Source organism: Micromonospora sp. DT31 (assembly GCF_049841795.1).
Taxonomy (GTDB): domain Bacteria; phylum Actinomycetota; class Actinomycetes; order Mycobacteriales; family Micromonosporaceae; genus Micromonospora.
This window is the reverse complement of the sequence record NZ_JBNCKZ010000026.1, coordinates 15,589-28,614: the sequence shown is the minus strand read 5'-3', so window position 1 is coordinate 28,614 and position 13,026 is coordinate 15,589. Positions and strand designations below refer to the sequence as shown.

Here is a 13,026-nt window from a genome sequence, read left to right as displayed (position 1 = left end):
CGAACGCCGATCCCCCACCACCACCGTCACGGCCCCGAGCGCAGCGCACCTCTTCCACGCAGGAGGCACCCATGTCCCGTCCCCGCTCACAAGCCGAATACCTCGCCCGACTCGTACCCCCGTCCGTCGCCGGCCTGAACCGGCGCTCGCTGCTCGCCGGCGCGGCCGGCGCGGGGGCGCTGCTCGGCACCGGCCTGCTCGCCGGCTGCGGCGGCTCCGACTCCGGATCGGGCGGGGACGTCAAGAACATCTCGCTCGGCTCGAACCAGTCGGACCCGAAGCCCAAGGACGTCGTCGCCAAGGTGATGGACGGCTTCAAGACGTCCTCCGGGGTCACCGTCGCCGTCAACACGGTCGACCACAACACGTTCCAGGAGAACATCAACAACTACCTGCAGGGCAAGCCGGACGACGTCTACACCTGGTTCGCCGGCTACCGGATGCGGTTCTTCGCGGCCAAAGGGCTGGCCGGCGACCTCAGCGACGTGTGGGGCAAGCTCGACGGCTACTCCGACGCGTTCAAGAAGGCGTCCACAGGCGACGACGACAAGCAGTACTTCGTGCCGGCGTCGTACTACCCGTGGGCGATGTTCTACCGCAAGTCGGTCTGGCAGCAGCGCGGCTACCAGGTGCCCAGGACACTTGACGACCTCACCGCGCTCGGCGCGCAGATGAAGAAGGACGGGCTGAACCCGATCGCCTTCGCCGACAAGGACGGCTGGCCGGCGATGGGCACGTTCGACATCCTCAACCTGCGGATCAACGGCTACCAGTTCCACATCGACCTGATGGCCGGCAAGGAGGCGTGGACCTCCGACCGGGTGAGGAAGGTCTTCGACACCTGGGCCGGCCTGCTCCCCATGCACCAACCGGACTCGCTCGGCCGCACCTGGCAGGAGGCCGCCCAGTCGTTGCAGCAGAAGAAGAGCGGCATGTACCTGCTCGGCCTCTTCGTCGGCCAGCAGTTCAGCGGCGCCGACCTGGACGACCTGGATTTCTTCACGTTCCCGGAGGTCGACTCCACGATCGGCGCGAAGGCCCTGGACGCCCCGATCGACGGTTACATGATGGCCCGCAAGCCGAAGGCGAAGGACACGGCGGAGAAGCTGCTGACGTACCTGGGTTCGAAGGACGCCGCGAACATCGTCGTCAAGAACGACCCGAGCACGCTCGTCGCCAACACCGGCGCGGACACCGGCGCCTACACCGCGCTCCAGAAGAAGGCCGCCGAACTGGTCGGCTCCGCCACCGAGATCGCCCAGTTCCTCGACCGGGACACCCGGCCGGACTTCGCCTCCACCGTGATGATCCCGGGGTTGCAGCAGTTCATCAAGGACCCGAAGGACATCAGCGGACTGCTCACCAGCATCGAGAACCAGAAGAAGTCGATCTTCACCAGCTGACGGCGGAAGGGGGAAGGACATCATGTCCGACCTGCCCCTGATCCAAGCGGATCGCGCCGTGCCGCCGCCGGCCGCGACCACCACCACGCGTGGTCGCGGTCGCCGGCGACGGCTCCTGTCCCGCACCGACCGCGTGGTGATCACGCTGATGGTGCTGGTGCCCCTGCTGCTCGTCACCGGCCTGGTCTGGCTGCCGGCCGTGGCGACCGTGCTGCTCTCCGGCACGAACTGGGACGGCATCGGCCCGATCGGCGAGATCGACTGGGTCGGTGCGAAGAACTACGACGACGTGGTGAACATCTACCCGCCGTTCGTGCCCGCCGTGCAGAACAACCTGCTCTGGCTGGCCGCACTGTTCGTGGTGGCCACCCCGTTCGGCATGTTCCTCGCCGTGCTGCTGGACAAGGAGCTGCGCGGCAGCCGCTTCTACCAGACCGCGCTGTACCTGCCGGTGGTGCTGTCGCTGGCGCTCATCGGCTTCGTCTGGCAGCTCATCTACAGCCGGGACCAGGGCCTGCTCAACGGCGTCTTCGGCGGCGACACCGACTGGTACGGCGACCCGCACGTCAACATCTGGGCGGTGCTGGTGGCCGCCGGCTGGCGGCACGTCGGCTACATCATGCTGCTCTACCTGGCCGGGCTCAAGGGCGTCGACCCGTCCTTGCGGGAGGCCGCCGCCGTGGACGGCTCCTCGGACACCAGCACGTTCTTCCGGGTCGTCTTCCCGGTGATGCGCCCGATCAACATCATCGTGCTGGTGGTGACCGTGATCGAGTCGCTGCGCGCCTTCGACCTGGTCTGGGTCATCAACAAGGGCCGCAACGGGTTGGAGCTGATCTCCGCCCTGGTCACCCAGAACGTGGTGGGCGAGGCCAGCCGGATCGGTTTCGGCTCGGCGCTGGCGACGATCATGCTGGCGGTCTCGCTGATCTTCATCTCCATCTACCTGTGGACCGTGATGCGGGAGGACAAGCGATGACCGCCGCCGTCTCCACCGCCCGCCGTCGGCCCCTTCGGCCGGCCCGGGTCGTCCTGCACGTCTTCCTGGGTACGGTCGCCGTGGGCTGGCTGTTCCCGATCCTCTGGGCGGTGCTCACCTCGTTCCGCTCCTACGAGTACACGGCCACCAACGGCTACGTCTCCCTCGGCGGCTGGACCGTCGACAACTACGTCACCGCGTGGCGGACCGCCGAGTTCGGCAAGCACTTCCTCAACTCGGCGTACATCACCGTCCCGGCGGTGCTGCTCACGCTCTTCCTCGCCTCGTGCGTGGCGTTCGTGATCGCCCGGTTCAGCTGGAAACTCAACATCGCGCTGCTCGGCCTGTTCACCGCGGCGAACCTGCTGCCGCCGCAGGCGTTGCTCATCCCGCTGTTCCGGATGTTCACCGAGATCCCGTTGCCGGTCTGGATGAGCGACTCGGAGCTGCTCTACGACAGCTACTGGGGTCTGATCCTGGTCAACGTCGCGTTCCAGTGCGGCTTCTGCGTGTTCGTGCTCAGCAACTACATGAAGGCGCTGCCGCACGAGCTGTACGAGGCCGCGATGGTCGACGGGGCCAGCGTGTGGCGGCAGTACTGGCAGGTGACCATGCCGCTGTGCCGACCGGCGCTGGCCGCGCTGGCCACCCTGGAGGTCACCTGGATCTACAACGAGTTCTTCTGGGCCACCGTGCTCATGCGCAGCGGCGACAAGTTCCCGGTGACCAGCTCGCTGAACAACCTGCGCGGCGAGTTCTTCACCGACAACAACCTGGTCTCGGCCGGCTCGGTGCTTGTCGCGATCCCCACCCTGGTCATCTTCTTCCTGCTCCAGAAGCAGTTCGTCCGGGGCCTGACGCTGGGAGCCTCCAAGGGATGACGATCGTCCACCTGCGCCGCGCGCGGACCAGCCTGGTGCTCGACGCGCGCGGCCCGGGACTGCCCCGGGTCGTGCACTGGGGCGCCGACCTCGGTCCGCTGCCCGACGGGGACCTGCCCGCGCTGGTCGACGCCACGGTGCCACCGGTGGTGCCGAGCAGCTTCGACACGCCCACGGTGCTGTCGCTGCTGCCCGAGGCGAGCGCCGGCTGGGGCGGTCGCCCCGGCCTGGCCGGGCACCGCGACGGCCGGGACTGGTCCACCGCGTTCCGCCTCACCGGCCTCGACGTGCACGACGAGCCCGCAGCGCCGCTCGACGGCGCCGCCGCGAGCGGGCACGAGCTGTCAGGAGGGGACCCTTCACCTGCACCAGGCGTTAAGAAGGGGCCCTTCCTTACCCCCGGACAGGTGGTGGTGCGGGCGGCGGACCCGGGCGCGGGGTTGAGCCTGACCGTCGAGATCACGCTGGACCCGGCGGGGGTGCTGACGCTGCGGCACCGGCTGCGCAACGACGGCGACGGCCGCTACGAGCTGCGGGAGCTGACGCCGGTGCTGCCGGTGCCGGCGGTCGCCACCGAACTGCTCGACCTGACCGGCAGGTGGTGCCGGGAGCGCGCGCCGCAGCGGCATCCGTGGCCGATGGGCGCGTGGGTGCGGGAGGGGCGGCACGGCCGCACCGGGCACGACGCCACGCTGTTGCTGGTCGCCGGCACCGCCGCGTTCGGGTTCCGGCACGGCGAGGTGTGGGCGGTGCACACCGCGTGGAGCGGCGACCACGTCACGGCCGCCGAGCGCCGCCCGACCGGCGAGGCCACGCTCGGCGGCGGTGAGCTGCTCGCGCCGGGTGAGATCGTGCTCGCCCCGGGCGAGGAGTACGCCACTCCCCTGCTCTACGCGGCGCACTCCGCCGACGGGCTGGACGGGCTCAGCGACGCGCTGCACACGCACCTGCGGGCCCGCCCGTCGCACCCGCGCACGCCGCGCCCGGTCACGCTGAACGTGTGGGAGGCGGTCTACTTCGACCACGACCTGGACCGGCTGCGGGCGCTCGCCGACCGGGCCGCCGAGGTCGGTGTGGAACGCTTCGTCCTCGACGACGGCTGGTTCCGCGGCCGGCGGCACGACCAGGCCGGGCTCGGCGACTGGTGGGTCGACGGCGAGGTGTGGCCGGACGGGTTGCAGCCGCTGATCGACCACGTACGCGGCCACGGCATGCAGTTCGGGCTCTGGGTCGAGCCGGAGATGGTCAACACCGACTCCGACCTGTTCCGCGCCCACCCGGACTGGGTGCTCCAGGCGCCGGGCCGGCTGCCGCCGGCCTGGCGGCACCAGCAGGTGCTCGACCTGGCCCATCCGGACGCGTACGCCTACCTGCTCGAACGGCTCGACGCGGTGCTGGGCGAGCACGACGGGCTCGCGTACCTGAAGTGGGACCACAACCGTGACCTCACCGAGGCCGGGCACGCCGGCCGGCCCGGCGTGCACGCGCAGACGGTGGCCGTCTACCGGCTGCTTGACGAGTTGCGTGCCCGGCACCCCGGCGTGGAGATCGAGAGCTGCTCCTCCGGCGGCGCCCGGGTCGACCTGGAGATCCTGCGCCGCACCGACCGCGTCTGGGCCAGCGACTGCAACGACGCGCTGGAACGGCTGTCCATCCAGCGCTGGACCGGCCTGCTCCTGCCGCCGGAGCTGATCGGCACACACATCGGGCCGGAACGCTCGCACACCACCCAACGCGTACACGACCTGGGGTTCCGGGCGGTCACCGCGCTGTTCGGCCACCACGGCATCGAGTGGGACATCAGCGCGATCGACGCCGGCGGACGGGCCGAACTCGCCGCCTGGGTCGCGTTGCACAAGCGGCTGCGCCCGCTGCTGCACAACGGCCGGGTGGTCCGGGTCGACCACCCGGACCCGGCCGTGCAGGCCCACGGCGTGATCGCCCACGACCGCTCGCATGCGGTGTACGCGGTCAGCCGGCTGACCACCTCGGCGGCACAGGTGCCGGGCGCGGTGCGGCTGCCAGGGCTGGACCCGGGCCGGCGTTACCGGGTGCGCCCACCGGCCGGGGTGCCGGAGCCGGCGCTGCTGGAGATGTCCCCACCGGGCTGGCTGGCCTGGCCCGGCGACGGCATCACGGTGAGCGGTTCGGTGTTGGAGTCGGTCGGCCTGCAACTACCAGCCCTGCACCCCGAGCAGGCGCTCCTGCTGGAGCTGACCGCCGTGGGCTGAGAAGGGCCGGCAGCGGCACGCGACACGAGACCGGACGCTCAGTCGGCCTGCAACGACGCCCGGACGTGCTTGCGGGCATGGTGGACCCGGGACTTGACGGTGCCGACCGGAACACCGAGCTGCGCGGCCATCTCCCGATAGGCCAGCTGGCACAGATCGCGCAGCACGAGCGCGGCGGCCAACTCCGGCCGGTGCGCCTCCAACCTGTCCAGGGCCTCCAACAGATCCAGGCGGGAGCCCGCGATGACGCTCGTGGTGCGGGGGTCAGCCACCTCGACGGACAGCAACGAGCTGGGCCGCTCCGTCGAACCGGCCGATGTTGGTGGCCACCCGCATGAGCGCGTCCTGTGCCGCCTCCTCGGCGTCCTGCCGGCACGGCAGGAACCGTCCGCACTGGTCGAACACCTGCGGACCGATCGCCAGCAACAGCCGATCGAGTGCGACGCAATCCCCCGCCGCCGGACGGCGGGCTACCGACCTGGGACGGCGCCGGCGAGGCGGCGCTATGGGCGGGTGAGCCCGCGGGCGCCGCGTCGGCCCCGGAACGATCGATCGACGGTGTGCAGCCGGTGAGGAGCATCTGAACGAACATCACTGCGATGAGCGGTCGGCCGCGCATGGACGGTCCTTTCCCCGTGATGGATCAGTCACATCTTCTGATGCACCGATCCACGCCATGGTTCACGGGATCCGGCTGGACCTGCCTGCTCCTGCCGCCCGAGCGGCTGCGCCCGCTGCGGCACGGCGGTCGGGTGGTGCGGGTCGACCACCCGGACCCGACCGTGCAGGCCCGCGCAGGGCCAGGGCCACGGTGGCGAACAGGGCCGCGCCGCACCCGACGCCGGAGACCAGACCGACCGCCCCCGCGTCGCCGCCGAGCGCGTAGGTGAGGAAACCGGCCAGGCCCAGCACGGTCATCACCGCGCCCAGCCAGTGGTAGCGCGGCATCCGCCAGACGGCGGCCAGGCCGAAGAAGTGCACTCCCACCACCACCGCGACCCAGGCGACCGCCAGCGCGGGGCGGTCCAGGACTCCGTTGATCACGGCCAGGCCGCCGAAGAGCGCGACCCCCTCCAGTGCCACCACGATCCAGTAGCGGCGGTCCATGAAGCCGGTCGCCACCGGCCCCTGGGCGGCCTGCGGGGCCCGCCGGGCCGTCCGGAACAACCAGACCAGGAGCAGCGCGGCCACCAGCAGGCCGGCGAGCCGCAGCACGAGCGGCCACGGCGTGGGCAGGCCGCCGGTGTTGACCAGGACGAACACGGTCCCGAAGGAGATGGCCACGAGCGAGCCGACCACCATCCCCGACGGTCGTCCCCTGGTCACCGGCATGTTCATCGTGTCCCCTCCCGACGGTCGTCGTACGCCGACCGCGCGGGACAGATCGTACGGGCCGGTGGCCGGGCCCACACGGGGCCCGGCCACCGGGTGGTCAGCTCGCGGTGCAGGTCACCGCGGGTGTGGAGTTGGTGCCGGTCGAGTTGCCGATGAAGCCGAACGTGGCGCTCGCGCCGGCGCCGAGGCGCCCGTTGTAGTCGACGTTGCGGGCGGTGTACGCCGACCCGCTGTTGCTGACCGTGGCGTTCCACGCCTGGGTGACGGACTGGCCGTTGGCGTACGTCCAGCGGACCGTCCATCCGGTGATCGCGGCGGCGCCGGCGGTCACCCTGACCTCGCCCTGGAAGCCGCCCTGCCACGAGTTGGTCACGGTGTAGGCGGCGGTGCAGCCGCCGGAGGGCGGGGGCGTGGTGGCCGGCGGCGGGGTGGGGCTGGGGCTGCTCGTCGGCGTCGGGCTGGCCGTCGGGCTGGCGGTGGGGCTGGCCGTCGGAGTGCTGCTGGCGTAGACCGACGCCTCGCGGGAGGTCGCGGCGATGCCGTTGGCGCCGTTGAAGATCCGTTGGCCCCAGGTGGTGAGCTGGTCGCGGTTGAAGGCGGTGGTCATGTCCAGGTATTCCACCCCGCCGCCGTTGCCGCTCCACGACCAGCCGAGGTAGCCGATGCCGTTGGCCTGGGCGTAGGCCATGATGGCGTCCTCGTCGGGGTTGCCGTCGGAGTGGTTGAAGCCGAACTCGCCGACCACGATGGGCAGCCCGGCGGTGCGGAACCTGCCCAGGTAGTCGCTGATCTCGGCGGCGGTGTCGAACACGCCGTACATGTGGATGGAGAAGACGGTGTTGCGCAGCGGATCGGCGGCGAACACGGTGCCGGCGTTGTCGCGCATGGTGAACGACCAGTCCTGGCCCCAGTTCGGCGCGTCCACCATGATCGTGTGGGTCAGGCCTGCGGTACGCAGCCGCTTGATCGCGTTGGCCGTGTCGGTGGCCCAGGCGCTGTAGCCCTGGTTGCCGAACGGCTCGTTGCCGATGTTGACGATGACGTATCTTTCCTGGCCCCTGAGCACGTCGGCGATGCTCAGCCAGTAGTCGGTGGCCTCGGCGAGCGTGGCGGCGGCGCCCTCCTCGCCGTACCCGGTGGTGTCGTGCACCTCCAGTACGCAGATGAGCCGGTTGCCCTTGCACAGCGAGATCACGTTGGCCACGTCGGCGGCGCTGTTCTTGGTCCAGCGGTCGCCGCTGGCCAGCACCACCCGGACGGTGTTCGCGCCGAGCGCCTTGATGTCGGCGAACGAGTTGGTCTGCTGCGGATACCAGGTGTGCGCGTGGTTGACCCCGCGCATGACGAACTCGGTGCCGTTGGCGTCGTAGAGCCGCCCGTTGGAGACGGAGAAGCCGGTGGCGGCCTGGGCCGGCTGCCCGAGGGCGAACACGGCGGCCAGGGCGGTCAGCAGGGCGACGCCCGCGACGGAGAGCAGTTTTCTCATGGCTGTCCTCAGGGGGATGGTCCCCGTGCCCGAGCGGGGTGCGATGGCGGTGACGGGGGCGGTGCGGCTGGGCCCGGCAGCCGCCGCCCGGTTGCCCGGCGGACGCGGCATCAGCGTATGGCGATGGACCGAGGAAGGCAACCGGTTAAGCGAATCCGGCACGAAGGGTGGCGTCTTCACACGGGCTGTTTCCTTAACCGGTTAAGTGCCGCTCGCCGGGTGCCCCGGGAAGCGGACAGCAGGGTTGACCCGCGGGCCGCGGGGTATCCGAGGACGATCCGCCCGTGAGGAGAGGTGCCATGGTCAACGTCGGCTACACCCTGATGTGCGAGCAGGCCGGCCCCAAGAAGCTTGTCGACCACGCCATTCGCGCCGAGGCCGCCGGCTTCGACCATCTGGTCATGTCCGACCACTACTCCCCCTGGCTGGAATCCCAGGGCCACTCCCCGTACGCCTGGTCGGTGCTCGGCGCGGTCGCGCACGCCACCAGCCGCGCCGAGCTGCTGTCGTTCGTCACCTGCCCGATCCGGCGCTACCACCCGGCCGTGGTCGCGCAGAAGGCGAGCACCGTCGGGGTGCTCTCGGACGGCCGGTTCACCCTCGGCCTCGGCGCCGGGGAGAACCTCAACGAGCACGTGGTCGGCGGCTGGCCCCACGTGCAGCAGCGGCACGAGATGTTCGAGGAGGCGCTGCAGATCATCCGGCCCCTGCTCAACGGCGAGACGCTGACGTTCTCCGGCAACCACTTCGACGTGCCCGACGCCTACGTCTGGGACCGGCCGAAGCGCCCGGTGCCGATGGCGGTCGCCGCCTCCGGGCGGCAGTCGGCCACGCTCGCCGCCGAGTACGCCGACGCCATGATCGCCACCGATCCGCTGCCGCACCTGATCGACATGTACGAGGAGGCCGGCGGCGCGGGTCGCCCCCGCTACGGGCAGGTCGCCATCTGCTACGGCCCGGACGAGGCCGAGTGCCGCAAGATCGTGCACGACCAGTTCCGCTGGTTCGGCCTGGGCTGGAAGGTCAACGCCGACCTGCCCGGCCCGGATTCGTTCGACGCGGCCACCCAGTTCGTCCGCGAGGAGGACGTGGCCGAGGGGATCTCCTGCGGCCCGGACACCGAGCGGCACGTCGAGGCGTTCAAGAAGTTCGTCGACGCCGGCTTCACCCACGTCGCGCTGGTCCAGGTGGGCGGCGACACCCAGCCGATGTTCCTCGACTGGGCGCAGGAGGAACTGCTGCCCCGGCTGCGTGAACTGTGACCGTCCGACCGTCGCCGCCGGGGCGCTTCGGACCGGGCGAACTACGCCTGGCGCTCACCGCGCCCCGGCCGGCCGCCGGCCTGACCAGCGACTTCCGGCAGATCGCCGGGCTGCGCACACACACCCGCCTGGCGAGCCCGGACGGCGACGGGCCACCCGTGGTCCTGGTGCACGGGCTGGCCGTCTCGCACCGCTATTTCACCCCGCTGGCGTCCGCCCTGGCACCACGGCACCCGGTGTACGTGCCGGACCTCCCCGGCTTCGGCCTGACCGAACGCCCCGCCACCGCGTACGACGTGTCGCGGCACGCCGCGTTCCTGGCCGACTGGCTGGCCGCGTACCGGCCGGGGCCGGTCTGCCTGCTCGGCCACTCGTTCGGCGCGGAGGTGGCCGCCGCGCTCGCCGCCGACCGCCCGGACCTGGTCGCCGCGCTGGTGCTGGCCGGCCCGACGAGCGACCCCGCGGCCCGGTCCCGGCGCGGACAGATCGGCCGGTGGCTGCGCGCCGCGCTGTGGGAGGCCAAGTGGCAGGCACCGATCCTGCTGCGGGACGCGGTGGACGCCCGCCCGTGGCGGGTCCTGGCGACGGTGTCCCACTCGGTGCGCAACGCCATCGAGGAGGACCTGGTGCACGTCACCGCACCCACGCTGGTGCTGGCCGGCACCCGGGACCACGTCGCACCGGCCGCGTGGCTCGCCCAGGTGGCCGCCCTGTTGCCCGACGCCCGCCTCGTGACGGTGCCCGGCGCGTCGCACAACGTGGTGACCACCGCGCCCGGACCCGTCGCCGAAGCCCTGCACACCCTTCTCACCCCCCAAGGAGCTGACCCATGCGTATCGGGAACACCGAGATCCGGCCCGCCGGCGGCGGCCTCGGCTGCCTACTGATGATCCTCTTCTCCGTGGTCGCCTCGGTGGTGCTGACCGTGCTGCTCAACCTGGTGCTGTAGAACCCGCCGCGGGCACACCACCGTGCACGGCATCGGCGACGGCGGCAGCCGCCGGCTCATCGACTGGATCGTGCTGGCGCTGCTGACCGTGCTCATGGTCCTCACGGTGCGTCGGCGTCGGCGTCGGCGCAGCCGCCCGCCGCGCTTGCTGCGCCGACGCTGAGGTCCAGCTCGGCCAGCACCGGGTAGTGGTCGGAGGCGGTGTCCGCATCCCCGCCCCGGACCACCCGCACCGCGCGCACCCGCCCGGCCAACGCCGGGGTGGCGAACAGATAGTCCAGTCGCATCCCGGCGAACTCCGCACCACCGTGGCGGGTCGGCACGGTCAGCCCGGCAGCCTCGCCGCCGCCGCCGCGCCGCCACAGGTCCACCAGGCCGGCGTCGAGCAGCCGGGCCACCGCACGGGTGTCCACGGTGCGGCCGTCGCGGCGCAGGTGCCGCCGCCGGGCACCCAACCCGGCCAGCCGAGCGGTGTGGTCGACGGCCGGTTCCAGCGTGTTCAGGTCCCCGGCGAGCAAGGCCAGCTCACCCCCGGCGCGGCGCACCGCCGCCGCCAGCCAGCCCGCCTCCAGCCGCCGCCGGCCACCCGAGTACGGGTACAGGTGAGTGCTGAACACGGTCAGCGGACCCGCACCGGTCGCCACCCGGACCAGGGCGGCGGCGTGGTGCAGCGGGCGGCACACCCGCCCGGCGGACAGCACCCGCAGCGGCGGGCGCACCAGCACCGCCACCGGCTGGCCGACGCAGGAGCGGGCCAGGTGCGCCACCATCCCCACCCGCTCGGCGACGCCGTCGAGGGTGCCGTCCATGCCGCCCAGTTCCTGCACGGCCAGCACGTCCGGGCGCTGCGCGGTGACGACCGAGACGATCCGGTCCCGGCGGTCCGCGCCGCCGCGGTCCCGCCCGCCGGTACGGATGTTCCAGGTCATCACCCGCAGCATCGGTTCAGCCCGGCCGGGCGGCCTTGGCCAGCTCGTCGTCCAACTCGTCCACCTGTTCGGACTCGATCGCCGGCTCGTTGCCCTCGGACACGTCGGCGTTGGGCCGGATCACCCACCACAGCAGCGACAGCCACAACGCGCCGAGCAGGATCGCGCCCATGAAGTCGGTCGGGTGGTGCATGCCCCGGTACATCCGGGAGGTGGCCACCCCGACCGGCATGAGCACGGCCGTGACGACGAACAGCCACCGCCACCACCTGTCAGTACGCGGCAACACGATGATCGCCATGGCCACCCACAGGCAGATGGTCGCCGCGATGTGCCCGGACGGGAACGACGAGGTCGGCATCGGTCCGTCCAGGTTCTCCACCGGCGGCCGGGGCCGGTCCACCACGCGGGCGCTGGCCAGGAACAGGCTCAGCTCGCCGAACATGGCCAGCACCACGAACAGCACCGGCCGCCAGCGGCGCCACACCGCCAGCACGAGCGGGCAGAACACCAGCGACACCAGCAGGATCGCGTGGGTGTCGCCGAACTTGCTCCACCACCAGCTCACGTCGGTGAGCACATCGGTGTGTCGGTCGGCGAACCAGCGCGGCACCTCGGTGTCGAGCGTGTCGAAGAAGGTGCCCTTGGCGTGGTAGCTGACGTAGGTGCCGAACGCGTAGAGCGCGCCGAACACGATCACCCAGCCGACAAGCAGCTCGGCCACCGCCGAACGGGGGTGCGCCAGCACCTTCTCCTCGTCCGGCGCCGGGGTGATCTCCTCGGCCGCCTCCGGCTCCAGGCCCTCGCTCAGCGGTGGCACCGGCCGGCCGCGCTCACGCCGCCACAGCCGGAACGCGTACGCGGTGACGCCCAGCCAGGCCGCGCCGAGCAGCCAGGCACCGAGCACGTCCGAGACGAAGTGCACGCCCAACGCGATCCGGGTCAGCCCGACCAGGAAGACAAGCAGCGCCGCGACGGCGATGGCGAACTTGCGCCAACGCGGCGCCATCGCCGGCAGGAACACCAGCAGCAGCGCGCCGTAGGCGACGAACGAGCCGAGCGCGTGCCCGCTGGGGAAGCTGTTGCCCGGGGCGCTGGCCACCGGCACGTCCACCACCGGACGCAGCCGCCCCACGAGCGCCTTCAACGACGGGTCGAGGATCAGCCCGCCCACGCCGGTGACGATCAGATAGACCGCCAGCCGGGACTGGCGGCGGATCAGCAGACCCACCACGGCGATCGTGACCAGCCAGATCAGCACCGGCCGGCCACCCAGGTCGGTGATCGCCTGGAGCACGGTGACAAGCGGGCCGTGCGGGGCCACCAGGTCGTTGAACCACTCGGCCGCCGAGCGGTCCGCGTCGTACAACGGGCTCCACCGGAACCGGACGAGCATCAGCAACAGTCCGAATCCCACGCCCGCGCCACCCACGGCGAGCAGCCCGACCAGGCTCCGCTCGGCGAAGTGGCCGAGCGGCCGGCGTCCGGCTTCCTTGACCGTGGTCACACCGCACCTCCCTCGTTCCTCTGCGAGGCGCGCTGTACCCGATCAGGCCGTTCCGTACACGCCG

At 71.6% G+C, this 13,026-nt stretch carries 12 protein-coding genes; 6 read left to right on the top strand and 6 right to left on the bottom strand.

Annotation, left to right across the window (positions count from 1 at the left end; translation table 11 throughout):
* The first annotated feature begins 71 nt into the window (after positions 1-71).
* The 4 genes from ACLQ2X_RS26670 to ACLQ2X_RS26655 are packed head-to-tail and all read left to right on the top strand — an operon-like array spanning position 72 to position 5,494.
* Positions 72-1,403, top strand: coding sequence for an ABC transporter substrate-binding protein (locus tag ACLQ2X_RS26670; protein ID WP_425683836.1), 1,332 nt, complete (start codon positions 72-74; stop codon positions 1,401-1,403).
* Positions 1,404-1,425: 22 nt separating this feature from the next.
* Positions 1,426-2,382, top strand: a complete 957-nt coding sequence (locus ACLQ2X_RS26665) for a carbohydrate ABC transporter permease (protein WP_425683835.1) — start codon at positions 1,426-1,428, stop codon at positions 2,380-2,382.
* The gene (locus ACLQ2X_RS26660; protein WP_425683834.1) at positions 2,379-3,263 is read left to right on the top strand and encodes a carbohydrate ABC transporter permease; all 885 of its coding nucleotides are present in this window, start codon (positions 2,379-2,381) and stop codon (positions 3,261-3,263) included. The genes ACLQ2X_RS26665 and ACLQ2X_RS26660 overlap by 4 nt, the downstream gene beginning before the upstream one ends.
* Complete coding sequence (locus tag ACLQ2X_RS26655) at positions 3,260-5,494, top strand: alpha-galactosidase (protein ID WP_425683833.1); 2,235 nt, start codon at positions 3,260-3,262, stop codon at positions 5,492-5,494. The genes ACLQ2X_RS26660 and ACLQ2X_RS26655 overlap by 4 nt, the downstream gene beginning before the upstream one ends.
* 38 nt (positions 5,495-5,532) lie before the next feature.
* On the opposite strand, the gene ACLQ2X_RS26650 is transcribed toward ACLQ2X_RS26655, so the two are convergent.
* The 4 genes from ACLQ2X_RS26650 to ACLQ2X_RS26635 all read right to left on the bottom strand — a co-directional run bounded on the left by ACLQ2X_RS26650 (position 5,533) and on the right by ACLQ2X_RS26635 (position 8,315).
* Positions 5,533-5,766 (bottom strand): sigma factor-like helix-turn-helix DNA-binding protein, encoded by a 234-nt coding sequence (locus ACLQ2X_RS26650; protein WP_425683832.1) that lies wholly within the window; start codon positions 5,764-5,766, stop codon positions 5,533-5,535.
* Positions 5,759-5,920: a sigma factor gene (locus ACLQ2X_RS26645; protein WP_425683831.1), complete on the bottom strand. Its 162-nt coding sequence runs from the start codon at positions 5,918-5,920 to the stop codon at positions 5,759-5,761. Before ACLQ2X_RS26645 ends, ACLQ2X_RS26650 begins: the two co-directional genes overlap by 8 nt.
* A 255-nt stretch (positions 5,921-6,175) precedes the next feature.
* Positions 6,176-6,832 (bottom strand): hypothetical protein, encoded by a 657-nt coding sequence (locus ACLQ2X_RS26640; protein WP_425683830.1) that lies wholly within the window; start codon positions 6,830-6,832, stop codon positions 6,176-6,178.
* A gap of 94 nt (positions 6,833-6,926) precedes the next feature.
* Positions 6,927-8,315: a cellulase family glycosylhydrolase gene (locus ACLQ2X_RS26635; protein WP_425683829.1), complete on the bottom strand. Its 1,389-nt coding sequence runs from the start codon at positions 8,313-8,315 to the stop codon at positions 6,927-6,929.
* A gap of 299 nt (positions 8,316-8,614) precedes the next feature.
* Between ACLQ2X_RS26635 and ACLQ2X_RS26630 the strand changes: the two genes are divergently transcribed.
* Together ACLQ2X_RS26630 and ACLQ2X_RS26625 are read left to right on the top strand one after the other, a co-directional pair.
* A complete protein-coding gene (locus tag ACLQ2X_RS26630; protein ID WP_425683858.1) occupies positions 8,615-9,577 on the top strand; it encodes a TIGR03557 family F420-dependent LLM class oxidoreductase in 963 nt (320 codons plus the stop codon).
* Positions 9,574-10,464: an alpha/beta fold hydrolase gene (locus ACLQ2X_RS26625; RefSeq protein ID WP_425683828.1), complete on the top strand. Its 891-nt coding sequence runs from the start codon at positions 9,574-9,576 to the stop codon at positions 10,462-10,464. Before ACLQ2X_RS26630 ends, ACLQ2X_RS26625 begins: the two co-directional genes overlap by 4 nt.
* A gap of 163 nt (positions 10,465-10,627) precedes the next feature.
* On the opposite strand, the gene ACLQ2X_RS26620 is transcribed toward ACLQ2X_RS26625, so the two are convergent.
* Together ACLQ2X_RS26620 and ACLQ2X_RS26615 are read right to left on the bottom strand one after the other, a co-directional pair.
* Positions 10,628-11,467, bottom strand: coding sequence for an endonuclease/exonuclease/phosphatase family protein (locus tag ACLQ2X_RS26620; protein WP_425683827.1), 840 nt, complete (start codon positions 11,465-11,467; stop codon positions 10,628-10,630).
* Between the two features lie 4 nt (positions 11,468-11,471).
* On the bottom strand, positions 11,472-12,962 hold the full coding sequence (locus ACLQ2X_RS26615) for a phosphatase PAP2 family protein (protein WP_425683826.1): 1,491 nt from the start codon (positions 12,960-12,962) through the stop codon (positions 11,472-11,474).
* Between the last annotated feature and the right edge of the window lie 64 nt (positions 12,963-13,026).

Bases quoted from the DNA above. Each gene is read 5' to 3' on its own strand.
- ACLQ2X_RS26670 (WP_425683836.1), top strand. From the start codon at position 72: ATGTCCCGTCCCCGCTCACAAGCCGAATACCTCGCCCGACTCGTACCC.
- ACLQ2X_RS26665 (WP_425683835.1), top strand. From the start codon at position 1,426: ATGTCCGACCTGCCCCTGATCCAAGCGGATCGCGCCGTGCCGCCGCCG.
- ACLQ2X_RS26660 (WP_425683834.1), top strand. From the start codon at position 2,379: ATGACCGCCGCCGTCTCCACCGCCCGCCGTCGGCCCCTTCGGCCGGCC.
- ACLQ2X_RS26655 (WP_425683833.1), top strand. From the start codon at position 3,260: ATGACGATCGTCCACCTGCGCCGCGCGCGGACCAGCCTGGTGCTCGAC.
- ACLQ2X_RS26640 (WP_425683830.1), bottom strand. From the start codon at position 6,832: ATGAACATGCCGGTGACCAGGGGACGACCGTCGGGGATGGTGGTCGGC.
- ACLQ2X_RS26635 (WP_425683829.1), bottom strand. From the start codon at position 8,315: ATGAGAAAACTGCTCTCCGTCGCGGGCGTCGCCCTGCTGACCGCCCTG.
- ACLQ2X_RS26630 (WP_425683858.1), top strand. From the start codon at position 8,615: ATGGTCAACGTCGGCTACACCCTGATGTGCGAGCAGGCCGGCCCCAAG.
- ACLQ2X_RS26620 (WP_425683827.1), bottom strand. From the start codon at position 11,467: ATGCTGCGGGTGATGACCTGGAACATCCGTACCGGCGGGCGGGACCGC.